32 protein-coding genes are annotated in these 22,594 nt (G+C 34.2%); all 32 read left to right on the top strand.

Features of this window, described 5'->3' with window-relative positions; genetic code table 11:
- The first annotated feature begins 1 nt into the window (after position 1).
- The 32 genes from rpsS to ACYSNX_RS08480 all read left to right on the top strand — a co-directional run bounded on the left by rpsS (position 2) and on the right by ACYSNX_RS08480 (position 22,162).
- A complete protein-coding gene (gene rpsS, locus ACYSNX_RS08635; RefSeq protein WP_461754277.1) occupies positions 2-280 on the top strand; it encodes a 30S ribosomal protein S19 in 279 nt (92 codons plus the stop codon).
- A gap of 9 nt (positions 281-289) precedes the next feature.
- Positions 290-700, top strand: a complete 411-nt coding sequence (gene rplV, locus ACYSNX_RS08630; RefSeq protein ID WP_461754276.1) for a 50S ribosomal protein L22 — start codon at positions 290-292, stop codon at positions 698-700.
- A gap of 8 nt (positions 701-708) precedes the next feature.
- Positions 709-1,428 carry a 30S ribosomal protein S3 gene (rpsC, locus tag ACYSNX_RS08625; RefSeq protein WP_461754275.1) on the top strand — a complete coding sequence of 240 codons (720 nt, stop codon included), beginning with the start codon at positions 709-711 and terminating at the stop codon, positions 1,426-1,428.
- Between the two features lie 18 nt (positions 1,429-1,446).
- On the top strand, positions 1,447-1,866 hold the full coding sequence (rplP, locus tag ACYSNX_RS08620; RefSeq protein ID WP_461754274.1) for a 50S ribosomal protein L16: 420 nt from the start codon (positions 1,447-1,449) through the stop codon (positions 1,864-1,866).
- A 12-nt stretch (positions 1,867-1,878) separates the two neighbouring features.
- Positions 1,879-2,070, top strand: a complete 192-nt coding sequence (rpmC, locus tag ACYSNX_RS08615) for a 50S ribosomal protein L29 (RefSeq protein ID WP_461754273.1) — start codon at positions 1,879-1,881, stop codon at positions 2,068-2,070.
- A gap of 17 nt (positions 2,071-2,087) precedes the next feature.
- Positions 2,088-2,345 carry a 30S ribosomal protein S17 gene (rpsQ, locus tag ACYSNX_RS08610; protein WP_461754272.1) on the top strand — a complete coding sequence of 86 codons (258 nt, stop codon included), beginning with the start codon at positions 2,088-2,090 and terminating at the stop codon, positions 2,343-2,345.
- Positions 2,346-2,347: 2 nt separating this feature from the next.
- Entirely contained in the window at positions 2,348-2,716 is a 369-nt protein-coding gene (rplN, locus tag ACYSNX_RS08605; RefSeq protein WP_461754271.1) for a 50S ribosomal protein L14, read from the top strand.
- Positions 2,717-2,728: 12 nt separating this feature from the next.
- On the top strand, positions 2,729-3,040 hold the full coding sequence (rplX, locus tag ACYSNX_RS08600) for a 50S ribosomal protein L24 (RefSeq protein ID WP_461754270.1): 312 nt from the start codon (positions 2,729-2,731) through the stop codon (positions 3,038-3,040).
- Positions 3,041-3,042: 2 nt separating this feature from the next.
- A complete protein-coding gene (rplE, locus tag ACYSNX_RS08595) occupies positions 3,043-3,594 on the top strand; it encodes a 50S ribosomal protein L5 (RefSeq protein WP_461754269.1) in 552 nt (183 codons plus the stop codon).
- A 2-nt stretch (positions 3,595-3,596) separates the two neighbouring features.
- Positions 3,597-3,866, top strand: a complete 270-nt coding sequence (rpsN, locus tag ACYSNX_RS08590) for a 30S ribosomal protein S14 (RefSeq protein WP_133712303.1) — start codon at positions 3,597-3,599, stop codon at positions 3,864-3,866.
- A gap of 21 nt (positions 3,867-3,887) precedes the next feature.
- Complete coding sequence (gene rpsH / locus ACYSNX_RS08585; RefSeq protein WP_461754268.1) at positions 3,888-4,286, top strand: 30S ribosomal protein S8; 399 nt, start codon at positions 3,888-3,890, stop codon at positions 4,284-4,286.
- A 17-nt stretch (positions 4,287-4,303) separates the two neighbouring features.
- Positions 4,304-4,846 (top strand): 50S ribosomal protein L6, encoded by a 543-nt coding sequence (rplF, locus tag ACYSNX_RS08580; protein WP_461754267.1) that lies wholly within the window; start codon positions 4,304-4,306, stop codon positions 4,844-4,846.
- Between the two features lie 11 nt (positions 4,847-4,857).
- Positions 4,858-5,208 carry a 50S ribosomal protein L18 gene (rplR, locus tag ACYSNX_RS08575; RefSeq protein WP_461754266.1) on the top strand — a complete coding sequence of 117 codons (351 nt, stop codon included), beginning with the start codon at positions 4,858-4,860 and terminating at the stop codon, positions 5,206-5,208.
- A 6-nt stretch (positions 5,209-5,214) separates the two neighbouring features.
- Positions 5,215-5,739, top strand: a complete 525-nt coding sequence (rpsE, locus tag ACYSNX_RS08570) for a 30S ribosomal protein S5 (protein WP_461754265.1) — start codon at positions 5,215-5,217, stop codon at positions 5,737-5,739.
- A gap of 13 nt (positions 5,740-5,752) precedes the next feature.
- The gene (rpmD, locus tag ACYSNX_RS08565) at positions 5,753-5,935 is read left to right on the top strand and encodes a 50S ribosomal protein L30 (RefSeq protein WP_461754264.1); all 183 of its coding nucleotides are present in this window, start codon (positions 5,753-5,755) and stop codon (positions 5,933-5,935) included.
- 11 nt (positions 5,936-5,946) lie between these two features.
- The gene (gene rplO / locus ACYSNX_RS08560) at positions 5,947-6,399 is read left to right on the top strand and encodes a 50S ribosomal protein L15 (protein ID WP_461754263.1); all 453 of its coding nucleotides are present in this window, start codon (positions 5,947-5,949) and stop codon (positions 6,397-6,399) included.
- A 16-nt stretch (positions 6,400-6,415) separates the two neighbouring features.
- Positions 6,416-7,762 carry a preprotein translocase subunit SecY gene (secY, locus tag ACYSNX_RS08555; RefSeq protein WP_461754262.1) on the top strand — a complete coding sequence of 449 codons (1,347 nt, stop codon included), beginning with the start codon at positions 6,416-6,418 and terminating at the stop codon, positions 7,760-7,762.
- Positions 7,763-7,767: 5 nt separating this feature from the next.
- A complete protein-coding gene (gene infA, locus ACYSNX_RS08550) occupies positions 7,768-7,983 on the top strand; it encodes a translation initiation factor IF-1 (RefSeq protein ID WP_002987492.1) in 216 nt (71 codons plus the stop codon).
- A 13-nt stretch (positions 7,984-7,996) separates the two neighbouring features.
- On the top strand, positions 7,997-8,113 hold the full coding sequence (gene ykgO, locus ACYSNX_RS08545; protein WP_461754261.1) for a type B 50S ribosomal protein L36: 117 nt from the start codon (positions 7,997-7,999) through the stop codon (positions 8,111-8,113).
- A gap of 2 nt (positions 8,114-8,115) precedes the next feature.
- Positions 8,116-8,490 carry a 30S ribosomal protein S13 gene (rpsM, locus tag ACYSNX_RS08540; RefSeq protein ID WP_461754260.1) on the top strand — a complete coding sequence of 125 codons (375 nt, stop codon included), beginning with the start codon at positions 8,116-8,118 and terminating at the stop codon, positions 8,488-8,490.
- A gap of 11 nt (positions 8,491-8,501) precedes the next feature.
- Positions 8,502-8,885, top strand: a complete 384-nt coding sequence (rpsK, locus tag ACYSNX_RS08535; RefSeq protein WP_010251764.1) for a 30S ribosomal protein S11 — start codon at positions 8,502-8,504, stop codon at positions 8,883-8,885.
- Between the two features lie 90 nt (positions 8,886-8,975).
- Positions 8,976-9,581, top strand: coding sequence for a 30S ribosomal protein S4 (gene rpsD, locus ACYSNX_RS08530; protein ID WP_461754259.1), 606 nt, complete (start codon positions 8,976-8,978; stop codon positions 9,579-9,581).
- Positions 9,582-9,606: 25 nt separating this feature from the next.
- On the top strand, positions 9,607-10,599 hold the full coding sequence (locus ACYSNX_RS08525) for a DNA-directed RNA polymerase subunit alpha (protein ID WP_461754258.1): 993 nt from the start codon (positions 9,607-9,609) through the stop codon (positions 10,597-10,599).
- A gap of 33 nt (positions 10,600-10,632) precedes the next feature.
- Complete coding sequence (gene rplQ, locus ACYSNX_RS08520) at positions 10,633-11,106, top strand: 50S ribosomal protein L17 (protein WP_461754257.1); 474 nt, start codon at positions 10,633-10,635, stop codon at positions 11,104-11,106.
- Between the two features lie 118 nt (positions 11,107-11,224).
- Positions 11,225-12,346 (top strand): glutamine-hydrolyzing carbamoyl-phosphate synthase small subunit, encoded by a 1,122-nt coding sequence (gene carA / locus ACYSNX_RS08515; RefSeq protein WP_461754256.1) that lies wholly within the window; start codon positions 11,225-11,227, stop codon positions 12,344-12,346.
- A 119-nt stretch (positions 12,347-12,465) separates the two neighbouring features.
- Positions 12,466-13,755: a phosphopyruvate hydratase gene (gene eno, locus ACYSNX_RS08510; RefSeq protein ID WP_461754255.1), complete on the top strand. Its 1,290-nt coding sequence runs from the start codon at positions 12,466-12,468 to the stop codon at positions 13,753-13,755.
- Positions 13,756-14,036: 281 nt separating this feature from the next.
- Positions 14,037-15,323 (top strand): citrate synthase, encoded by a 1,287-nt coding sequence (locus ACYSNX_RS08505; protein WP_461754254.1) that lies wholly within the window; start codon positions 14,037-14,039, stop codon positions 15,321-15,323.
- A gap of 99 nt (positions 15,324-15,422) precedes the next feature.
- Positions 15,423-16,340, top strand: coding sequence for a dimethylarginine dimethylaminohydrolase family protein (locus ACYSNX_RS08500; RefSeq protein ID WP_461754253.1), 918 nt, complete (start codon positions 15,423-15,425; stop codon positions 16,338-16,340).
- Positions 16,341-16,347: 7 nt separating this feature from the next.
- The gene (gene ctlX / locus ACYSNX_RS08495; RefSeq protein ID WP_461754291.1) at positions 16,348-17,283 is read left to right on the top strand and encodes a citrulline utilization hydrolase CtlX; all 936 of its coding nucleotides are present in this window, start codon (positions 16,348-16,350) and stop codon (positions 17,281-17,283) included.
- Positions 17,284-17,419: 136 nt separating this feature from the next.
- Positions 17,420-19,537, top strand: a complete 2,118-nt coding sequence (locus ACYSNX_RS08490) for a TonB-dependent receptor plug domain-containing protein (protein ID WP_461754252.1) — start codon at positions 17,420-17,422, stop codon at positions 19,535-19,537.
- Between the two features lie 10 nt (positions 19,538-19,547).
- The gene (locus ACYSNX_RS08485; protein ID WP_461754251.1) at positions 19,548-20,996 is read left to right on the top strand and encodes an HmuY family protein; all 1,449 of its coding nucleotides are present in this window, start codon (positions 19,548-19,550) and stop codon (positions 20,994-20,996) included.
- A 155-nt stretch (positions 20,997-21,151) separates the two neighbouring features.
- Positions 21,152-22,162 (top strand): LLM class flavin-dependent oxidoreductase, encoded by a 1,011-nt coding sequence (locus ACYSNX_RS08480; protein WP_461754250.1) that lies wholly within the window; start codon positions 21,152-21,154, stop codon positions 22,160-22,162.
- Positions 22,163-22,594: the final 432 nt, after the last annotated feature.

Genomic DNA, 22,594 nt, shown 5'->3' with positions numbered 1-22,594 from the left:
CATGGCACGTTCGTTAAAAAAAGGACCTTATGTTCACTATAAATTAGAGAAGAAAGTTCAGTCAAACGTTGAAGGTGGAAATAAAGCTGTTATCAAAACTTGGTCAAGAGCTTCTATGATTACTCCAGATTTCGTTGGTCAAACTATCGCAGTACATAATGGTCGCCAATTTGTTCCTGTATATGTAACAGAGAACATGGTAGGACATAAATTAGGGGAATTTTCACCAACTAGATCGTTCAGAGGTCACGCTGGTGCAAAGAATAAAGGTAAAAAATAATAAGAAGCTATGGGAGTTCGTAAAAGAGAAAGAGCTGAGCAAATTAAGGAAGCTAACAAGCAAGTTGCTTTTGCTAAGCTAAACAATTGCCCTACTTCTCCTAGAAAAATGCGCTTAGTAGCGGATTTAGTAAGAGGACAGAAAGTAGAAAAAGCTCTAAATATATTAAGATTCAGTTCAAAAGAAGCTTCTCGTAAATTAGAGAAATTACTTTTATCTGCAATCGCAAACTGGCAAGCTAAGAACAGTGAAGCTAATATTGAAGAAGCTGGTCTTATTGTACAGGAAGTTCGCGTTGATGGTGGAATGATGTTAAAAAGATTACGTCCTGCACCTCAAGGAAGAGCACACAGAATCAGAAAACGTTCTAATCACGTTACAATCGTATTAGGATCTAATAATAACACTCAAAGCAATTAATAAGCAGTATGGGACAAAAGACTAATCCAATCGGGAATCGCCTTGGCATTATTAGAGGATGGGACTCAAACTGGTATGGTGGAAATGACTACGGTGATAAAATCGCTGAAGATCACAAAATCAGAAAGTATATTCATGCTCGTTTATCGAAAGCTAGTGTATCAAAGGTAATCATTGAGAGAACTTTAAAACTTGTAACCGTTACTATCACTACTGCTAGACCTGGTATCATTATCGGAAAAGGTGGACAAGAGGTAGACAAGTTAAAAGAGGAATTGAAAAAGATTACTGATAAAGAAGTACAAATCAATATCTTTGAAATTAAGCGTCCAGAATTAGATGGGTATCTTGTGGCTGCAAGTATCGCTCGTCAAATTGAGAACAGAATTTCTTACCGTAGAGCAATCCGTATGGCTATCGCAGCTGCTATGAGAATGAATGCTGAAGGTATTAAAGTTCAAATCTCAGGTCGTTTAAACGGAGCTGAAATGGCACGTTCTGAGAACTTCAAAGAGGGACGTATTCCTTTATCTACTTTCAGAGCAGACATTGATTATGCATTAGCTGAAGCTCACACTACTTACGGTAGAATGGGTATCAAAGTGTGGATCATGAAAGGTGAAGTTTACGGTAAAAGAGATCTTTCTCCGTTAGCTGGTATGGATAAAAAACAATCTAAATCAGCAGGATCATCTAAAGGTAGACCAAACCAACGCAAAAGAAAGTAATTTTTAAACTGAAGAAAAATGTTACAGCCTAAAAGAACAAAATACCGTAAGGTACAGAAAGGTAAAATGAAAGGGATTGCTCAAAGAGGGCACGAACTTTCAAATGGAATGTTTGGAATTAAATCACTAGATTCTTCATTTATTACTTCTCGTCAAATTGAAGCAGCTCGTATCGCAGCTACTCGTTTCATGAAACGTGAAGGACAATTATGGATCAACATTTTCCCAGATAAACCTATCACTAAGAAACCTCTTGAAGTACGTATGGGTAAAGGTAAAGGTGCAGTAGAATATTGGGTTGCTGTGGTAAAACCTGGAAGAATTATGTTTGAAGTTGGTGGAGTGCCAATTTCAGTAGCTAAAGAAGCTTTGCGCTTAGCTGCACAAAAACTTCCAGTAAAAACTAAATTTGTAATTGCTAGAGATTTCGAAGCATAATCTAATTTTATCATGAAACAATCAGAAATAGTAAATCTATCTGTAGCTGAATTACAAGATCAACTTGCAACGTTGACTACTACATACAATAATTTAACGTCTGCTCATGCAGTTTCTCCAATCGAGAATCCACTTCAAATCAGAGCTATGAGAAGAAGTATCGCAAGAGTTAAGACAGAATTAAGCAAAAGAGAGTTACAATAATTGTATTCTGCTGAAAGATGGAAAATAGAAAATTAAGAAAAGAGAGAATAGGTGTTGTTACTAGTAACAAAATGGAGAAATCTATCGTAGTTGCTGAAACAAGTAGAGTAAAACACCCATTATACGGAAAGTTCGTGTTGAAAACGAAGAAATACGTTGCACACGACGAAACAAATGACTGCAACATTGGAGATAAAGTTAGAATCATGGAGACTCGTCCACTTTCTAAATCAAAGTGTTGGAGATTAGTTGAAATCATTGAAAGAGCGAAATAATTATGGTACAACAGGAATCTAGACTTAAAGTAGCAGATAACACGGGAGCAAAAGAAGTTTTGACTATCCGTGTATTAGGGGGAACGAAACGTCGTTACGCCTCTGTAGGTGATAAAATTGTAGTTACAATTAAAGATGCAACTCCTAACGGAAGCGTTAAAAAAGGAGCTGTTTCAACTGCAGTTGTTGTTCGTACCAAAAAAGAAGTGAGAAGAGCCGATGGATCTTATATCAGATTTGATGATAACGCATGTGTATTATTAAATGCTGCAGGTGAGATGAGAGGTACTCGTGTTTTTGGTCCAGTAGCGAGAGAACTTCGTGAAAAACAATTCATGAAAATTGTATCATTAGCACCAGAGGTGTTATAATTCTTTCAAAAGATGACTAAGCTAAAAGTAAAAACAGGAGATACTGTACGTGTTATTGCTGGAGACCATAAGGGGACTGAAGGTAAAATTGTACGAGTATTACGTGAGAAAAACAAAGCTATTGTTGAAGGGGTAAACATCATTTCTAAACATGTTAAGCCAAGTGCTTCTAACCCTCAAGGTGGAATTGTTAAAAAAGAAGCTCCAATTCACATTTCAAACTTGGTAGTATTAGATGCTAGTAATGTAGCAACTAAAATCGCTATCAAGAACGTAGATGGAAAAAATGTAAGAGTTTCTAAAAAATCAAATCAAGTATTATAGTTATGGCTTATATACCAAGACTTAAAGAAGAATATAAAAGCAGAGTAATCTCTGCTCTTACTGAGGAATTTGGTTACAAAAACGTTATGCAAGTTCCTAAACTTGAAAAAATCGTTGTTAGCCGTGGTGTAGGAGCTGCAGTATCTGATAAAAAGTTAGTTGATTATGCCGTTGAGGAGTTAACTAAAATTACAGGTCAAAAAGCAGTTGCTACAATATCAAAAAAGGACGTTGCTTCTTTCAAATTGAGAAAAGGAATGCCAATTGGAGCTAAAGTGACTTTACGTGGTGAAAAAATGTATGAATTTTTAGACCGTTTAGTAACTTCAGCTTTACCACGAGTTAGAGATTTTTCAGGTATTAAATCTGACGGATTTGACGGAAGAGGAAATTATAACTTAGGAGTAACTGAGCAAATTATTTTCCCTGAAATCAATATTGATAAAGTAAACAAAATCGCTGGTTTTGATATCACTTTTGTAACATCTGCTCATACAGATAAAGAAGCGAAATCTTTACTTGCTGAATTAGGATTACCTTTTAAAAAGAATTAAGTATGGCTAAAGAATCAATGAAAGCCCGTGAGGTAAAAAGACAAGCATTAGTAGAAAAATATGCTGCTAAAAGAAAAGCTCTTTTAGAAGCAGGTGACTACGAAGGATTACAAAAATTACCTAAAAATGCTTCTCCAGTTCGTTTACACAATAGATGTAAGTTAACAGGAAGACCTAGAGGGTATATGCGTCAATTCGGTATTTCACGTGTTACTTTCCGTGAAATGGCTAACCAAGGATTGATACCTGGAGTTAAAAAGGCAAGTTGGTAATTAAGATTTAAAGGTAAAAACATGTATACAGATCCAATAGCAGATTATCTTACAAGAGTTAGAAATGCTGTGCGTGCGAACCACAAAGTGGTAGAGATACCAGCTTCTAACTTTAAAAAAGAAATCACGAAAATTTTATTCGATCAAGGATATATCTTAAGCTATAAATTTGATGATAGTACAATTCAAGGTACAATCAAAATAGCTTTAAAATATGATAAAGACACGAAAGAGTCTGTAATTAGAGATATCCAAAGAATTAGTAAACCAGGTTTGCGTAAATACGCTTCTGCAGCAGATCTTCCTAGAATCTTGAATGGTTTAGGAATCGCTATCGTTTCAACATCAAAAGGATTGATGACTGGAAAACAAGCGAAACAACTTAATGTTGGTGGAGAAGTAGTTTGTTACGTATACTAATTTAAAAAGACTAAGAGATGTCAAGAATAGGAAAAAGTCCAATAGCAATTCCTGCAGGTGTAACGGTAGACGTTAAAGATGGGGAAATTATTGTTAAAGGTAAATTAGGAGAACTTACTCAGAAATTCGATACAGTTAGTATTAAAGTTGAAGATAATCAAGTTATAGTTGAGCGCTCTTCTGATGCCAAAGAAGAAAGAGCTAAACACGGTTTATACCGTAGTTTAATTAATAACATGATAACTGGTGTATCTGAAGGATTCACAATTGCTTTAGAGTTAGTAGGGGTAGGATACCGTGCTTCTAACCAAGGGCAAAAGTTGGATTTAGCTTTAGGATTTTCTCATAACATCATTATTGATGTAGCGCCAGAAGTTTCAATCGAAACTATTTCTGAAAAAGGGAAAAACCCAATTTTAAAATTGACTTCATTTGATAAACAATTAGTAGGTCAAGTTGCAGCTAAAATCCGTTCATACCGTAAACCTGAGCCTTACAAAGGAAAAGGAATCAAGTTTGTGGGTGAAGAGTTAAGAAGAAAAGCAGGTAAATCAGCTTAAAAATTAAGACTATGTCATTAACAAAATCTGAAAGAAGACAACGTATAAAATTCAGAGTTAGAAAGATTGTTAGCGGTTCTGCTGCTAAGCCAAGACTTTCTGTATTCAGAAGTAATAAAGAAATCTATGCTCAAATCATAGATGACGTGAATGGAGTAACTCTAGCTTCAGCATCTTCGAGAGAAGCTGGTGTAACAAGAGGAACCAATATTGAAACTGCTGCATCAGTTGGAAAACTAATTGCAGAGAAAGCTTTAAAAGCTGGTATAGAAATTGTATCTTTCGATAGAAATGGTTACTTATACCACGGACGTGTTAAATCATTAGCCGAAGGCGCTAGAGAAGCTGGATTAAAATTCTAATTAGTTATGTATCAAAATTATAAAAACGTAGAATTTGTGAAACCAAGTGGTCTTGATTTAAAAGACCGTTTGGTTAGTGTGAACCGTGTTACTAAGGTAACTAAAGGAGGACGCGCATTTGGGTTCTCTGCAGTAGTTGTAGTAGGTGACGAAAACGGTGTAGTGGGTCATGGTTTAGGTAAGTCTAAAGATGTTTCTGAGGCTATTGCTAAAGCAGTAGAAGACGCTAAGAAAAATTTAGTTAGAATCCCTTTAAATGGACACACAATTCCACACGAGCAAAAAGGAAAATTCAGTGGTGCTAGAGTCTTATTGATGCCTGCATCTTTAGGTACGGGAGTAATTGCTGGGGGTTCTGTGAGATCGGTTGTAGAAGCTGTAGGTATTACAGATTTATTATCTAAATCGCAAGGTTCTTCAAACCCACACAACGTGGTGAAAGCTACTTTCGATGCTTTATTACGCCTTAGAAGTGCTTCTACAGTTGCAAAACAAAGAGGAATTTCTTTAGAAAAAGTGTTTAAAGGTTAATTTGAAAGAAGTTATGTCAAAGATCAAAGTAAAACAAGTAAGAAGCCAAATTAATTGTCCTCTTTCACAAAAGAGAACATTAGAGGCTTTAGGACTTCGCAAGATGAACCAAGTAGTGGAACATGAAGCTACTAGTGCAATCTTGGGAATGGTAAATAAAGTTCAACACTTAGTTTCTGTAGAAGAAATTAAATAATTTTGTAAAGTATGAATTTAAGTAATTTACAGCCTGCAGAAGGTTCAGTACACAACCAGAACAAACGTCTTGGTCGTGGTGAAGGGTCTGGAAAAGGAGGAACTTCTACAAAAGGACATAAGGGAGCTAAATCACGTTCAGGATATTCTAAAAAACTAGGATTTGAGGGAGGGCAGATGCCACTTCAAAGACGTGTTCCTAAATTTGGTTTCAAAAATATTAACAGAGTAGAATACGATGTTATTAATTTAGAGAAGCTACAAACTTTAGTAGATAATGGAGTGATCACAGATACTGTAGATTTCGCTCTATTAGTTGACTTAGGATTAGCTTCTAAGAATAGTTTAGTTAAGGTTTTAGGACGTGGTGAGTTAAAAGCGAAATTAAAAGTTTCTGCTCACAAGTTTTCAGCGACTGCAGTAGAAGCAATCGAAGCAGCTGGTGGAGAAATCGTAACGTTATAAAATCTTAGTGAACAAGATGAAAAAGTTTTTTGAGACATTTGCCGGTATTTGGAAAATCGAAGAATTAAAGAACAAAATCTTTTTAACTTTAGGATTGTTACTTGTGTACCGTTTCGGTTCGCAAGTAACCCTTCCAGGTATTGATGCAACAAAATTGCAAGCTTTAACAGAGCAAACTGATCAAGGTATTGGTTGGTTAATAAACGTGTTCACAGGTGGTGCTTTTGCACAAGCATCTGTATTCGCGTTAGGTATTATGCCTTATATTTCTGCTTCAATCGTAGTGCAGTTAATGGGAATCGCGGTTCCTTATTTGCAAAAACTACAAAACGATGGAGAGAGCGGTAGAAAGAAAATGAACCAAATTACAAGGTGGCTTACAATTGGGATTACCTTACTTCAAGGTCCTAGTTATATCTACAACTTGTATGTGCAATTGCCATCAGACGCATTTTTGCTAGGTTTCAATTCTTTCTCATTCTTGTTTTCTTCAGTAATTATACTAGTTACCGGAACTGTTTTTGCAATGTGGTTAGGTGAAAAAATTACTGATAAAGGTATTGGAAACGGTATTTCATTATTAATTATGATTGGGATTATTGCAAGACTACCAGTGTCTTTCATCCAAGAATTCCAGTCTAGAATAACAGATAATAATGGAGGCCTAATGATGGTGGTAATAGAAGTAATTTTATGGTTGTTAATCATTATTGCTTGTATCTATTTAACTCTTGCTGTAAGAAGAATTCCAGTTCAATATGCAAGAAGAAGTGCTTCTGGAACTTATGATCAATCCATGTTAGGTGGTAACCGCCAGTGGATTCCTTTAAAGCTAAATGCATCTGGAGTGATGCCGATTATTTTTGCTCAAGCAATCATGTTCGTACCAGCCGCAGTGGCAGGTTTGTCAACTTCAGATACTGCAAAATCTATTAGTAATACGTTTCACGATGTTTTCGGATGGCAGTATAATTTACTTTTTGCTTTTTTAATCATAATTTTTACGTACTTTTACACCGCAATTACAGTACCTACTAATAAAATGGCAGATGATTTAAAGAGAAGTGGTGGTTTTATACCAGGTGTTAAGCCAGGTTCAGAGACTGCAGACTTCTTAGATAAGATTATGTCATTAATCACTTTCCCTGGATCTCTGTTCCTTGCTGTTATAGCTATTTTTCCAGCTATTGTAGTAAGTGTATTAGGAGTTCAACAAGGGTGGGCGATGTTTTATGGTGGAACTTCACTATTAATCATGGTGAGTGTAGTAATAGACACTATGCAGCAGGTCAATGCTTATTTGTTAAACAAACAGTATGACAGCATGATGACTAGTGGTAAAAATAGAAGAGCAATAGCTTAGTTTTTATGGCAAAACAATCAGCAATAGAACAAGACGGGGCAATCATAGAAGCATTATCCAATGCAATGTTCCGTGTTGAATTAGAAAATGGACATGTTGTGATAGCTCATATCTCAGGTAAAATGCGTATGCACTATATTAAGTTGCTACCAGGAGACAGAGTTAAATTGGAAATGAGTCCATATGACTTAACCAAAGCAAGAATTACTTATAGATATTAAAGAGGCTATTAAAATGAAAGTAAGAGCATCAGTTAAAAAAAGAAGTGCCGAGTGCATTATAGTACGTAGAAAAGGTAGACTTTACGTTATTAATAAAAAGAATCCTAGATTTAATCAAAGACAAGGATAATTATGGCAAGAATCGCAGGGGTAGATATACCTAAACACAAAAGAGGAGTTATTGCTTTAACTTATATCTTCGGAATTGGTTCAAGTAGAGCTAAAGAAGTTCTTGAGAGAGCTCAAGTAAGTGAAGATAAAAAAGTTCAAGAGTGGAACGATGATGAAATCGGTGCTATTCGTGAAGCTGTAGGGCAATTCACTATCGAAGGAGAATTACGTTCTGAAATTTCATTAAACATCAAACGTTTAATGGATATTGGATGTTACAGAGGAATTCGTCATAGAACTGGTCTTCCATTAAGAGGACAAAGAACTAAGAATAACTCTAGAACTAGAAAAGGTAAAAGAAAAACTGTTGCTAACAAGAAAAAAGCAACTAAATAATAAGTAGTAATATGGCTAAAGCGAATACAAAAAAACGTAAAGTACTTGTTGAATCAACAGGTGAAGCTCATATTAATGCGACGTTTAACAATATCATCATTTCATTGACTAATAAAAAAGGTGAAGTGATCTCTTGGTCATCAGCAGGTAAAATGGGATTCAGAGGTTCTAAAAAGAACACTCCATATGCTGCTCAGATGGCTGCAGAAGATTGTGGTAAAGTTGCACTTGAGGCAGGACTTAAAAAAGTTAAGGTTTATGTAAAAGGACCTGGAAATGGTAGAGAATCTGCTATCCGTTCATTACATAACAACGGAATTGAAGTAACAGAGATCATCGATATTACTCCAATGCCACACAACGGATGTCGTCCTCCAAAGAGAAGAAGAGTTTAATTTTATAGTATAACACATAAGGTAGGATTAGATTATCGGAGGAAAGTGACCTGAATTCATAATCTCCTACCTTTTTTTAATTTTTTAGAAATGGCAAGATATACTGGTCCACAAACTAAAATCGCACGTAAGTTCGGCGAAGCTATTTTCGGAGATGACAAGTCTTTTGAAAAAAGAAATTACCCTCCAGGGCAACATGGTTTAGCGAAAAAAAGAGGTAAAAAATCTGAGTACGCTATCCAGTTAATGGAAAAACAAAAAGCTAAATATACTTATGGTATTTTAGAAAAACAATTCCGTAACCTTTACAAAAAAGCTGCTGCAGCTCGTGGAGTAACAGGTGAGGTATTGATTCAATTATGTGAATCAAGATTAGATAACGTTGTTTACAGAATGGGTATTGCTCCTTCTAGACCAGCAGCGCGTCAAATTGTTTCTCACAGACATATTACTGTTAATGGAGAGGTAGTAAATATCCCTTCTTACCAATTAAAACCTGGTGATAAAGTTGCAGTTCGTGAAAAATCTAAATCTCTAGAAATCATTGAACGTTCGTTATCTAATTCTAGTACTGTTTATGAATGGATTACTTGGAATCCTGAAACTTTAGAAGGAAGCTTCGTAGCTACTCCTCAAAGACTTCAAGTTCCAGAAAACATCAAAGAACAGTTAATCGTAGAGTTGTACAACAAATAATAATTGACATTCAGTCGAAACAAATATGGCAATATTTAATTTTCAAAAGCCCGATAAAGTTATCATGATTGATTCGACCGATTTTAAAGGTAAATTCGAATTTAGACCTTTAGAACCGGGATATGGATTGACTATTGGTAATGCATTAAGAAGAGTTCTTCTTTCTTCCTTGGAAGGATATGCAATTACTTCAGTTCGCATAGAAGGCGTGGATCATGAGTTTTCTACTATAGCAGGTGTGGTTGAGGATGTAACAGAAATCATTCTTAATTTAAAACAGGTTCGTTTTAAACGTCAAATAGAAGAGGTAGATAGCGAAACTGTAAGTATTTCTTTCTCTGGTAAAGAACAATTGACAGCAGGTGATTTTCAAAAATACATCTCTAGCTTTCAAGTTCTAAACCCTGACTTAGTTATCTGTAATTTAGATAGTAATGTTACTATCAATATGGATTTAAGTATCGAAAAAGGTAGAGGATACGTGCCAGCTGAAGAAAATAGAAAGCCAAATGCACCAATCGGAACTATCTTTACAGATTCAATTTATACTCCAGTTAAGAACGTTAAGTATGCAATCGAGAACTATCGTGTTGAACAAAAAACTGACTACGAAAAGTTAGTTTTTGATATCGTAACAGATGGTTCGATTCACCCAAAAGATGCTTTAACGGAAGCAGCTAAAACATTGATTCATCATTTTATGCTGTTCTCTGACGAGAGAATTACTTTAGAGGCGGACGAGATCGCTCAAACTGAATCATATGATGAGGAATCATTACATATGAGACAGCTTCTAAAAACTAAATTGGTAGATTTAGATCTTTCAGTTCGAGCATTGAATTGTTTGAAAGCGGCTGAAGTAGATACATTAGGGGATTTAGTTTCTTTTAACAAAAACGACTTAATGAAATTCAGAAATTTTGGTAAAAAATCTTTATCAGAGTTAGAAGAGTTAGTTGCAGTTAAAGGACTGAATTTTGGTATGGATCTATCAAAATACAAATTAGATAAAGAATAATCTAGACCTTTAAAGTCTAAATTCTAGAAAGAAATGAGACACGGAAAAAAAATTAATAAACTAGGTAGAAAAGCTGGTCATAGAAAATCTATGTTAGCTAATATGGCTTGTTCTTTAATCGAGCACAAGCGTATCAATACTACTGTAGCTAAAGCTAAAGCTTTACAACAATTTATTGAACCATTAGTGACTAAAGCTAAAACTGACGATACTCATAATCGTCGTGTAGTTTTCTCTTACATCAAACAAAAAGAAGCTGTTACTGAATTATTCAGAGAAGTAGCTCAAAAAGTTGGTGATCGTCCAGGTGGATATACTCGTATTATCAAATTGGGTAATCGTTTAGGAGATAACGCAGATATGGCTATGATTGAGTTCGTAGACTTCAATGAAATCTACAATGTTGCGAAGAAAGAAGCTAAAAAGAATACTCGTAGAGGTAAGAAAAAAGCTACTGAAGAAGTAACAACAGTTGAAACTTCAAATGAAGCAGAAACTAATGAATAATAATTTTACATTTTTTGCTTGTAAAATTTCATAAATAAAAGGGACATTCTTTTAAAGGATGTCCCTTTTTTTATGTTTTTTTGTTTTAATTTTGTCCTATACTATACAACGAATAATAATGGAATATAATACAAAAGAAAATGCCGTTATAGTACTAAGTGATGGTACTGTTTTTTATGGTAAATCTGTAGGTGTATCTGGTACTGCTTATGGGGAAATTTGCTTCAACACTGGTATGACTGGTTACCAAGAAGTGTTTACCGACCCTTCTTACTTTGGTCAAATTATGTTGGCTACCAGTCCACATATTGGGAACTATGGAGTAAATGTAGATGAAGTAGATTCCGATGGAATTAAGATTGCTGGTTTAGTATGTAAGAGCTTTAGTAATGTGAACTCTCGCGCTAATTCTTATTCAGATGTTTTATCTTATTTTAAGAAACATTCTTTAGTAGCTATTTGTGATGTGGATACACGAGCATTAACTACTTACATTCGTGAGCATGGAGCTATGAATGCTATTATTTCAACGGATGGTACTAGCATTGAGAATCTTAAAAAGAAATTGAAAGATATTCCCTCTATGGAAGGTTTAGAACTAGCTTCTAAAGTTTCTACTAAAGAAGCTTATACTTATGGTGATCCGGAGGCTCCTATTAAAGTAGCTGCTCTAGATTTTGGGATCAAAGCTAGTATTTTAAAATGCCTTGCTGAGCGTGGATGTTTCATTAAAGTATTTCCTTATAATACTAAGTATGCTGAGTTGTTGGATTTCAATCCAGATGGGTTCTTCTTATCCAATGGGCCTGGGGATCCTCTAGCACTTGGTAAACTTGGGGTTTTAGATGTAGTTAAAGATGTTATTGCTTCTAATAAGCCAGTATTTGGAATTTGCCTAGGTCATCAATTAATAGGATTATCTCAAGGAGTAAATACTTTCAAGATGTTTAGTGGACATAGAGGAGTAAACCATCCGGTAAAAAACTTATTAACTGGATTAGGTGAGATCACTTCTCAAAATCATGGGTTCGCTATTATTAAGGAGGATTTAGAAGACCACCCTACTTTAGAATTAACTCATGTTCATTTAAACGATGGTACAGTTGCAGGTATGCGTATGAAGGATAAGGATATCTTCTCGGTACAATACCACCCTGAAGCAAGTCCTGGCCCTCATGACTCTCGTTATTTGTTTGATCAATTCATAGAAAATATAAACAAAAGTAAAGTAGCTATTTAATAGCTGCTTTTTTTTTTGGCTTTTTATCTAAGTATTGTGTATTGCTTGTGAAATGTAAAGTTTTTTTGCTTTTAAATTTGTAATTTTGCCTGACTAAATTTTAAAGACACAATTATAATATGAGTACAATCGTTAGTGTGCATGCACGTCAAATTTTAGACTCTAGAGGAAATCCAACTATAGAGGTAGATGTTATCACAGAAGGTGGGTTTTTAGGTAGAGCAGCTGTTCCATCAGGTGCTTCGACTGGAGAACATGAGGCTGTTGAATTAAGAGATGGTGGTAAAGCATTCTTAGGTAAAGGCGTTTTAAATGCTGTAGAGAATGTGAATACAATTATTGCTGAAAATATTGTTGGTGTAAGTGTTCTAGAGCAAAATGCAATCGATCAATTAATGATTGAATTAGATGGAACTGCAAATAAGAGCAATCTTGGTGCTAATGCTATTTTAGGTGTTTCTTTAGCAGTGGCTAAAGCGGCAGCGGCTGAGTTAGGTTTACCATTATACCGTTATGTTGGTGGTGTATCTGCTAATACTTTGCCAGTACCTATGATGAATATTATAAATGGAGGCTCACATTCTGATGCTCCTATTGCTTTTCAAGAGTTTATGATTATGCCTGTTAAAGCAGAGAGTTTTTCTCAAGCTTTACAAATGGGTACGGAAATCTTCCATAGTCTTAAAAATGTTTTACATGCACGTGGATTAAGTACTGCAGTAGGTGATGAAGGTGGTTTCGCTCCAACTTTAGATGGTACTGAAGATGCTTTAGATTGTATTAAGCTTGCAGTAGAAAATGCTGGATATAGTTTTGGTGATCAAATTATGGTTGCTTTGGACTGTGCAGCTTCTGAATTCTATGTTGATGGTAAATATGACTATAGTAAATTTGAAGGACCGCAAGGAAAGATTCGTACTTCGGAAGAGCAAGCAGATTATCTTGCAGAACTTTGTACAAAATACCCAATTATTTCTATTGAAGATGGTATGTATGAAGATGACTGGGCTGGTTGGAAATATTTAACGGATAAAATTGGTGAAACTGTACAGTTAGTAGGAGATGATTTATTTGTTACTAACGTAGAACGTTTAGAAAGAGGGGTTACTGAAGGTATTGGTAATTCAATTTTAATTAAGGTAAATCAAATAGGTACTTTAACAGAAACTATCGCTGCAGTTAACATGGCTAAAAATGCTGGATTTACTTCAGTTATGTCTCACCGTTCGGGTGAAACAGAGGATAGTACGATTGCTGATCTTGCTGTAGCACTTAATTGTGGACAGATCAAAACAGGTTCTGCGTCTCGTTCAGACCGTATGGCAAAGTATAATCAACTATTACGTATAGAAGAAGAGCTTGGTTTTGTAGCTTATTATCCTCAAGATAAAGCTTTTAAGATTAAGTAAAAATATTTTACAAAAAATTAGCCCTCCATTTTGTGAGGGCTTTATTTTTTTATAGGTATTTTATATATTTTATTGAGAAAATGATAATTTTGGGCTTCGTTGTTTTTTATTCAAATATTTTGAATGTAAAAGGTTTGTATATATGATTAATATTGGCCTAGCAAGGTGTTTTTAACTTGTAGGTATGTATATTATTTCATATCTTTCCTACTGAGAAATGCTAAAGATTAAAGCATTGCTAATATTGAAAAGAAATAGTAAAAATATAAAATAATTACAATATGTCTAAAACAGCTTATATAGAGATAGACGGACAACGACATGAATTTCCTGTGTTAGTTGGAACGGAAAATGAAGTAGCTATTGATATTCTTAAGCTTCGTGCTTTAACAGGAGCTATTACTTACGATCCAGGATACAAAAATTCAGGTTCATGCCAAAGTGCAATTACTTACTTAGATGGTGAAGAAGGAATCTTACGTTATAGAGGATATTCTATTGAAGATTTAGCAGCGAATTCTAATTTCTTAGAAGTATCTTACCTAATTATCTTTGGAGAGTTACCTACTAAAGAAGAATTAGCGCAATTCGAAACAGATATTCGCAAGTATACACTTGTGAATGAGGAAATGCGTAAGATAATAGAAGGATTTCCTAGAACAGCTCACCCAATGGGAGTGTTAGCATCTTTAACTAGTGCCCTTACTGCCTTTAATCCTAAAGTAGTAGATGCAGATTGCAAAAAGTCTTTATACGATGCTGTTTGTAAGACAATGGGTAAATTCCTAGTTATCGCAACTTGGACTTACCGTAAAGCTAAAGGGTATCCTTTAAACTACTATAATAATACAGAGAGCTACGTAGATAACTTCCTGCAATTAATGTTCTCTTTACCAACGGAACCTTATGAAATAGATCCAGTTGTTAAAAATGCAGTAGATAAATTATTTATATTACATGCAGATCATGAGCAAAACTGCTCTACTTCTACCGTTCGTATGGTGGGTTCGTCTCATGCTGGTTTATTTGCTTCTATTTCTGCTGGAGTTTCTGCTCTATGGGGACCTTTGCATGGTGGAGCAAACCAAGCTGTATTAGAGATGTTAGAAGATATCCAAAAAGATGGAGGGGATGTGGAAAAATACATTGCTAAAGCCAAAGATAAAGATGATCCTTTCCGTTTAATGGGATTCGGACACAGAGTCTACAAAAACTTCGACCCACGTGCTAGAATTATTAAGAAAGCTGCAGATGAAGTTTTATGTAAATTAGGAGTGGATGACCCAGTTTTAGAAATTGCTAAGAAATTAGAAGTTGCTGCGTTAAAAGATCCTTACTTCGTACAAAGACATCTTTACCCTAATGTAGATTTTTACTCAGGAATTATCTATAGAGCATTAGGAATACCAACAGAGATGTTTACTGTTATGTTTGCTATTGGTCGTCTTCCAGGGTGGATTGCCCAATGGAAAGAAATGCGCATTAATAAAGAACCAATTGGACGTCCTAGACAAATCTATATAGGGGAGACATTAAGAGAATATGTTCCAGTAGATCAAAGAAAATAATTAGATTTTCGCTATATTTATAAAGAGTCTTTTTTAAAGACTCTTTTTTTTTGCACAAAGACCTAAGAGGGGTTTTCTTATATTTGTAAAAAACTATTTATGTTAGATTTAAATGTTGTAGACGAAACTAGTAGATTGCGGGCTGTGGTCCTTGGCACTGCTGTCAGTAATGGACCCACCCCTAGTATAGAAGATGCTTATGATCCCAAATCATTAGAGCATATATTAAATGGAACATATCCTACTGAAGAGGATATGATTCATGAAATGGATACTTTAGAGAACCTTTTTTTAAAGTATGAAATCGATGTGTATCGACCTAGTATAATTGAAGATTATAATCAAATCTTTTCAAGAGATATAGGTTTTGTTATTGAAGATAAATTCATCAAGGCAAATGTTTTGCCAGAAAGGTCTAGGGAACTAGGAGCCTTAAAGCATATATTAGATAAAATAAACCCTAAAAATATTATATCAGCACCAGAGCAAGTTCATTTCGAAGGTGGCGATGTAATGTTATGGGGAGATCATATTTTTATCGGTACCTATAAAAGACCCGACTATGCTGATTTTATAACTGCTCGCACCAATGCTTTAGGTGTTGACTTTATAAAAGAATTGTTTCCCAATAAAACCATCAGTAGTTTTGATCTTGTAAAGTCAAAGACTAACGCAAAAGAAAATGCTTTGCATTTGGATTGTTGCTTTCAACCTGTTGGAACAAACAAGGCAATTATTCATAAGGAGGGATTCTATGATCCAAAAGAATATGCCTTTTTAGTAGAGCTATTTGGTATGGATAATTTATTCCACATTAGTAAACAGGAAATGTATGAAATGAATTCCAATGTTTTTTCTATTGATAAAAATGTTGTTGTTTCAGAAAAGAATTTCTCCCGTTTAAATAATTGGTTAGCCCAACAGGGCTTTATAGTAGAGACTGTACCTTATGGGGAAATTGCAAAGCAAGAAGGGCTTCTACGTTGTACTACACTTCCTTTAATTAGAGATAAATAAAATATATATTATGCAAATAACAAATTCTATTTTAATGATAAGACCTGCTGCTTTTCGTATGAATGAGCAAACAGCAGTAAATAATTATTACCAACGTGTCCTAGATAATTTAAGCCCTGAGACAGTAAATGCTAAAGCTCAAGCGGAGTTCGATGCATTTGTGGAAAAATTACAAGGAGTTGGAGTAGATGTAACAGTTGTACAGGATACAAAGTCTCCAGATACACCAGATAGTATCTTCCCTAATAACTGGATTTCTTTTCACGATTCAGGAGAAGTGATTTTATATCCCATGTTTGCTGAGAACCGTCGTTTAGAAAGAAGAGAGGATATCTTAGACTTACTGGAGGAAAAAGGTTTTGAAATCTCAGATATTTGGGATTATACCTCTGCTGAGGAAGATGAGTTATTTTTGGAAGGTACAGGTAGCTTATTAATTGATAGAGTAAATAATAAGGTTTATTGCGCCTTATCACAGCGTGCAGATGAGGATCTAGTTATTGAGTTCTGTGAAGAGTTTGAAATGGATCCAATTATATTCGAAGCATTTCATACTGTAGATGGTCAAAGAAAGAATATTTACCACACCAATGTGATGATGTGTTTAGCAGATGATTTTGCTATTATTTGTGCCGATGCTATTGATGATAAGCAAGAAAAGAAGATTGTTTTGAATCACTTGAAAGAAAGCAAGAAGGAAATTATTACTATTTCTGAAGATCAGGTGAATAATTTTGCCGGTAATATGTTACAAGTTCTAGGTGATCAAGGTAAAAAATATCTTGTAATGTCTACTCAGGCTTACAATAGTCTGACAAAGGATCAAATCGATGCAATTGAAAAACATTGTTCTATCTTACATAGTAGTTTAGATACTATAGAGGCATGTGGGGGAGGAAGTGCTCGTTGCATGATGGCGGAAATTTTTCTACCAAGAGCGTAAATTAAAAAAAATACTAAAGCGAAGTTCAAAACTTCGCTTTTTTTTAGGGAATATTTATTATTTAAAATGAGTTTAAATAATAAATATTCTTATATTTGCATCATTAAAAAAACAGGGTCAAACTAAAAATATTTAAATGAAACGCAAGTCACTATTTGTACTTGGTTTATGTTACTTTCTAAGTATGAGTATTTATGCTCAAGATACTATAAGTTCACCGCAACATAAATTAGAGGAGATTGTTATTACCGGACAATATAATCCCCAGTCTATCAATAAGGCTGTAAATAATGTAACGGTATTAAATCGACAACGTATCGAAAACCTAGGTGCAGTTACACTTGCTGATGCATTAAATCAGGTTATGAATATTTCTATTTTGCCTAATGCTAGTACAGGACGATCAAGTATTAAGATGTTCGGGTTAGACGGGCAGTACTTTACTATCTTAATAGATAATGTACCCATGATTAGTGATGAAGGTTTTGGAAATAATACTGACCTTACTCAAATTAATTTAGATGACGTTGCTCAGATCGAGATTGTAGAAGGATCTATGGGAGTAGACTATGGAGCTAACGCTGTTACAGGAATAATCAATATTATTACCAAGAAAAATAATATAAATGATTGGAATGTTAGTGCATTTGTACAAGAAGAAACAGTTGGTAAGGAATATAATTTAAAAGATAAAGGTAAACACATACAAGGTTTAACCATGGGGCATAATATTAACGATAATATTTATGCTAGTGTAAGCTACACCCATAGTGATTTTAAAGGGTGGTATGATCAAAGAAAAGGTTTTACCTATTATGGAGATCAGGATAGACGTGGCCATGAATGGTTACCGAAAAATCAAAATAATTTAAAAGCTTTTATTAATTATCACAAAGGGTCTTACCGCGTGTTTTATAAGTTTGAGTATTTTGATGAACGTATGAAAAATTACGGCAAACTTTTTGACCTAAATGAAGATCCTTTATTTGAAACGACTGATCCTATTGCTTTAGATCAAAAAATAAATACTAAAAGGTGGTCAAATGTTTTAAATACTTCTGGGCATATTAAAGATATGGTGTTTTTTGATTTGTCGTTTTCTTATCAAAAGCAAGAAAAAATCAATGAAAGTTATCGCTATAGAATCAAATATGATGAAAAGTTTGATTCTTCTAATGTAAAAACAGAAAGTAGAGAAGTCTTTTTCTCAAGAGGTACTTTTAGTGAATTCATTAAATGGGATAATGCTAAGTTCCAGGTAGGATATGAGTTTACAAATAGTAAAGGATATTCTATTATGTCTCAGAATTTAGGGGAAAAGCCAGAAAACCATACTTTAGGAAGTTATGATTTTTATGCTTCTTCCGAGATTAATGTTCTGCCTCGTTTTATGGTTAGGCCTGGTTATCGTTTAATGACTTCAAATACTTTTAAGAATGAACATGCTTTAAGTTTAGTATTGAAATATGTTCTTAAAAGCGGTTATGAAATTCGTGCAACTTTAGGTACTTCTCCAAGACTTCCTAACTACGAAGAGATGTATACTTATTTTGTGGATGTTAATCATGATTTACAAGGGAACCCAGACTTAACACCAGAGAAAGGGAAGACATTCTTTTTAAACTTGAAAAAAGATATTGAAATAAACCAAGACTTAGAGGTAAGTACAAGTTTATCAGGACGTTATTTGCAAGTAAATGATAAAATTGATTTAGTTCAAATGTATGAGCCAAGTGGCTTAAAGTTTAAATACATGAATGTGGATCGTTACCGTAATATTGGAGTCACTTTCTTGAATCAAGTTAGCTGGAAAAACCTAGATTTCGGTGTAGGGTTTACCATGTCTGGATCAGCTCAGCAAATGTTTGAAGCCCCAACCGATACAGATAAATACCTTTATACTCCTGAGGTTACTGCCAATGTTAGTTACAAATTACCTAATTGGAATACCTCCTTGTCTTTATATTATAAATATAATGGAGCAGAATACAAGTATGTAATGGAGTCAGATATGTTTGGTGATTATTATTACAAAGGAAAACAAGATAGTTATTCTTGGTTAGACTTTAGTATAAGACAACCGTTTTTGGATAGAAAACTTACCGCTACTTTTGGTGTTAGAAATATTTTCAATGTTATTAATTTGAAAACAACAGCAAATGCTGCTACAGCGCATGAACCTGGTTCAACTGTAATGCCTATAGCTTATGGGCGTAGTTTTTTTCTGAAAGTACAGTATAATTTAGGTTTTTAAAATAAATAGTATGAAGAATATTTTAAAAGTTTTACTTTTAGTTTGCGTTTTTATTACAGTGGGATCTTGCCAAAAAGACTCTACATCTGGAAATAACGAGCAAAGAGAGTTTATTGTTGCCTTTAAAGAGCAATCTATCCCATATGGAGAGATTACACAACCAACTAGCATACCTTTGCTTTTTTCACACAATGCTCTAGAGGATGGAAGTGTAGAAGTAAGAGTAACTACACAACAGGCTGTATTTGGGGAAGATTTTAGTACTATTCCAAGTATTAATCAAAATAATTTATTGATTATACCTTTTACAAAGGGAGATAATAGCGTTGATCTTATTTTTGAAAATTTAAATATTAGTGATCCCAAGAGTGATAGAGTAGTTACTTTTACCATTGAGAAGATTAATTATTCAAGCGCGACTCCTGTTATTAGAGGATTTAGTGTTTTGACAATTAGTTATAATGCTTCTTTAGGTGGTGTGCTGGCTCCTAATTTAGGCGGTCCTAATGAGAAAAATCAAGTATATGTAGATTTAGCAGATCGTGCAATGTATCCAGTAAGAAGGGATTCTTGGGATTTAGCTTTTTTTAGTGATGGACCTGAATTTGTGGTTAAACTAAATGGATCTGTTTATATGGCAGCTGGAGTTATAAATGTTAGCTCCATGACTGAAACTATATCAGATAATATGCTAAAAAGTTTACAAGAAGACATTCGAATTGGTACTTTTGATCCGTATAATATTGCTTACATTGATAACCCGAGTGGTAACTTGAATCAGACAGCTATTTCTGCGGTGGATGTCATAGATAGAAATAACCGCGTGTATCTTGTGAATTTAGGTAATGAAATAGGTAGTGATCAAGGTGTGATTCCAGGATCTGTAAACGTGGCTGGTCAGCCTAGAGGCTGGATGAAGATTCGCGTACTTATACGAGATAATGCTTATCTATTACAATATAGTAAACCACAAGAGGTTGTATATAAAGAGGTGAGCATTCCAAAAAGAGCAGGGTTTAATTTCAATTTTTTTAGTTTTAATACACAAAGCATTGTTAATGTAGAGCCTAGTAAAGATAAGTGGGATTTGAACTTCACGGTCTTTACTAATACAGTTGATCAAAACGGTGCTCCTATGGGGTCTTATGGTTTTTCCGATTTTATTTTACAAAATCGTTATGCTAACGTTCAAGCATACATGATTAGAATTCCTGAAGGTGAAAAGACATTTTATAAAGATTTTACTTTAGATCAAATTGATCCAGCTAATTTTAGCTATGATTTAAGAATTATAGGAGATACTTGGAGAGATGTAAGTGTAGAGAGAGTTGTTTATAAAGATGTTTTTTATGTATTAAAAGATTCTCAAGGCAATTATTATAAATTTAGAATGTTAAGTTTTTCCGATGAAAAAGGAAATAGGGGATATCCTAGGTTTGAATACTCCTTACTATATTAGAAAATAAGTATTATATATAGGTATAAAAGCTCTAAGTGAAACTTAGGGCTTTTTTTTATGTTTTTTCTCCCTTAGCTGGGTTTGTTAATATTGTGTTTAAGATTAGTGTCTTTTGGGTTTTAAATATTATATTAATAGACTGATATTATTTTATTATGAAACAAAAGATAGGTTATTCATTTTTAGATACAGCTACTATTGGTCAAAATCGCACTATAAAGGAAACTTTTAATAATGTTTTGAAAACAGCTCAAGAAGCGGAAAGTCTTGGTTATACGAGGTTTTGGTTAGCAGAACACCATAATATGGCAAATATTGCTAGTAGTGCAACTTCTGTTTTAATAGGCTATGTTGCTCAAGGAACATCTAAGATTAGGGTTGGTTCTGGTGGAATTATGCTTCCGAATCATTCTAGTTTAGTTATTGCCGAGCAATTTGGAACTTTAGAAGCTTTATATCCAGGGCGTATTGACTTAGGTTTAGGTCGTGCTCCAGGGACAGATCAGTTAACTGCCATGGCTCTTCGTAGAAACACCACTTTACAACCTAATGGTTTTATGGATCAAATTAAGGAATTAGAGAGTTTTTTTAAAAATACCGATCCAAGTGCAACAGTTAGGGCTTTTCCTGGAGAAGGGGCTAAAGTAGATATGTGGATCCTAGGGTCTAGTACTGATAGTGCTTATCTTGCAGCTGAATTAGGGTTGCCTTATGCTTTTGCGAGCCATTTTGCTCCAAATCAATTGCAATTGGCTGCAAAAATTTACCGCAAAAATTTTAAACCAAGTGAATATTTAAAACAACCGTATTTTATAGCTTGTGTCAATGCTATTGTTGCAGATGATTCAGATCAGGCCAATATTTTAGCAACCTCTTTTTATAAAATGTTTTTAGGTATTATAAGGAATGATCGTAAACCATTACAAGAACCAGTTTTTTCTATGCAGGGAATATGGAATGAAATTGAAAGAGATTATGTTTTAGATATGACAGCTTGCTCCTTTATAGGTAGTAAAGAAGAATTGCTTCCTGAGGTGCAAAGATTCTGTGATATTCTAGAAGTGGACGAGTTAATGATTCACTCTCCTATATATGATATAAAAGCTAAACAGCAAAGTATCGAGTTATTTAGTGAATTAATGCAAAATGTTGAAAAAAACTTTTAAGTTTAAGCTATTGTTCTTGAGTGATTTATCTATTATGTGTAATAGTTTTTAGAAAAAAAGCATGTATAAAGTTTGGAAGTAAACAATAAGTTTCTACTTTTGCACCCGCATTAAGCAAGACGATCTTACATAAAGAGAAGTAAAGTTACCTTTAAAAACATTAAAGAAATTTTAAGAAAAATAAATTTGGATAATAAAAAAATAAGGTGGTATCTTTGCAGTCCGCTTTAGGAAATACGAGGGCTGGCAAGAAATTAAAAAAAATAAAATTTTCGAAATTTCTTTGGTAGTTTAAAATAAAGTATTACTTTTGCAACCGCTTTGAGAGATAAGCGCAACATTGAAGACACGTTCATAGACATATTGGATTGACAGCAAAATTTAACAAAGAGTAAGGCAAATCGCAAGATTTGATTTATATATCTAATTTAA

Source organism: Myroides sp. LJL115 (assembly GCF_054871665.1).
Note: the sequence above shows the minus strand (reverse complement) of the source record. Positions and strands in the feature narration are given on the sequence as shown.

Coding starts and splice junctions, on each gene's coding strand:
- rplX (WP_461754270.1), top strand. CDS start 2,729: ATGACTAAGCTAAAAGTAAAAACAGGAGATACTGTACGTGTTATTGCT.
- rplR (WP_461754266.1), top strand. CDS start 4,858: ATGTCATTAACAAAATCTGAAAGAAGACAACGTATAAAATTCAGAGTT.
- rplP (WP_461754274.1), top strand. CDS start 1,447: ATGTTACAGCCTAAAAGAACAAAATACCGTAAGGTACAGAAAGGTAAA.
- rpmC (WP_461754273.1), top strand. CDS start 1,879: ATGAAACAATCAGAAATAGTAAATCTATCTGTAGCTGAATTACAAGAT.
- rpsC (WP_461754275.1), top strand. CDS start 709: ATGGGACAAAAGACTAATCCAATCGGGAATCGCCTTGGCATTATTAGA.
- infA (WP_002987492.1), top strand. CDS start 7,768: ATGGCAAAACAATCAGCAATAGAACAAGACGGGGCAATCATAGAAGCA.
- secY (WP_461754262.1), top strand. CDS start 6,416: ATGAAAAAGTTTTTTGAGACATTTGCCGGTATTTGGAAAATCGAAGAA.
- ACYSNX_RS08505 (WP_461754254.1), top strand. CDS start 14,037: ATGTCTAAAACAGCTTATATAGAGATAGACGGACAACGACATGAATTT.
- rplO (WP_461754263.1), top strand. CDS start 5,947: ATGAATTTAAGTAATTTACAGCCTGCAGAAGGTTCAGTACACAACCAG.
- rplE (WP_461754269.1), top strand. CDS start 3,043: ATGGCTTATATACCAAGACTTAAAGAAGAATATAAAAGCAGAGTAATC.
- rpsN (WP_133712303.1), top strand. CDS start 3,597: ATGGCTAAAGAATCAATGAAAGCCCGTGAGGTAAAAAGACAAGCATTA.
- carA (WP_461754256.1), top strand. CDS start 11,225: ATGGAATATAATACAAAAGAAAATGCCGTTATAGTACTAAGTGATGGT.
- ACYSNX_RS08485 (WP_461754251.1), top strand. CDS start 19,548: ATGAAGAATATTTTAAAAGTTTTACTTTTAGTTTGCGTTTTTATTACA.
- rpsE (WP_461754265.1), top strand. CDS start 5,215: ATGTATCAAAATTATAAAAACGTAGAATTTGTGAAACCAAGTGGTCTT.
- rpmD (WP_461754264.1), top strand. CDS start 5,753: ATGTCAAAGATCAAAGTAAAACAAGTAAGAAGCCAAATTAATTGTCCT.
- rplV (WP_461754276.1), top strand. CDS start 290: ATGGGAGTTCGTAAAAGAGAAAGAGCTGAGCAAATTAAGGAAGCTAAC.
- rplQ (WP_461754257.1), top strand. CDS start 10,633: ATGAGACACGGAAAAAAAATTAATAAACTAGGTAGAAAAGCTGGTCAT.
- rpsD (WP_461754259.1), top strand. CDS start 8,976: ATGGCAAGATATACTGGTCCACAAACTAAAATCGCACGTAAGTTCGGC.
- rpsS (WP_461754277.1), top strand. CDS start 2: ATGGCACGTTCGTTAAAAAAAGGACCTTATGTTCACTATAAATTAGAG.
- rplF (WP_461754267.1), top strand. CDS start 4,304: ATGTCAAGAATAGGAAAAAGTCCAATAGCAATTCCTGCAGGTGTAACG.
- ACYSNX_RS08480 (WP_461754250.1), top strand. CDS start 21,152: ATGAAACAAAAGATAGGTTATTCATTTTTAGATACAGCTACTATTGGT.
- ACYSNX_RS08500 (WP_461754253.1), top strand. CDS start 15,423: ATGTTAGATTTAAATGTTGTAGACGAAACTAGTAGATTGCGGGCTGTG.
- rpsQ (WP_461754272.1), top strand. CDS start 2,088: ATGGAAAATAGAAAATTAAGAAAAGAGAGAATAGGTGTTGTTACTAGT.
- ACYSNX_RS08490 (WP_461754252.1), top strand. CDS start 17,420: ATGAAACGCAAGTCACTATTTGTACTTGGTTTATGTTACTTTCTAAGT.
- rpsM (WP_461754260.1), top strand. CDS start 8,116: ATGGCAAGAATCGCAGGGGTAGATATACCTAAACACAAAAGAGGAGTT.
- eno (WP_461754255.1), top strand. CDS start 12,466: ATGAGTACAATCGTTAGTGTGCATGCACGTCAAATTTTAGACTCTAGA.
- ykgO (WP_461754261.1), top strand. CDS start 7,997: ATGAAAGTAAGAGCATCAGTTAAAAAAAGAAGTGCCGAGTGCATTATA.
- ACYSNX_RS08525 (WP_461754258.1), top strand. CDS start 9,607: ATGGCAATATTTAATTTTCAAAAGCCCGATAAAGTTATCATGATTGAT.
- rpsK (WP_010251764.1), top strand. CDS start 8,502: ATGGCTAAAGCGAATACAAAAAAACGTAAAGTACTTGTTGAATCAACA.
- rpsH (WP_461754268.1), top strand. CDS start 3,888: ATGTATACAGATCCAATAGCAGATTATCTTACAAGAGTTAGAAATGCT.
- rplN (WP_461754271.1), top strand. CDS start 2,348: ATGGTACAACAGGAATCTAGACTTAAAGTAGCAGATAACACGGGAGCA.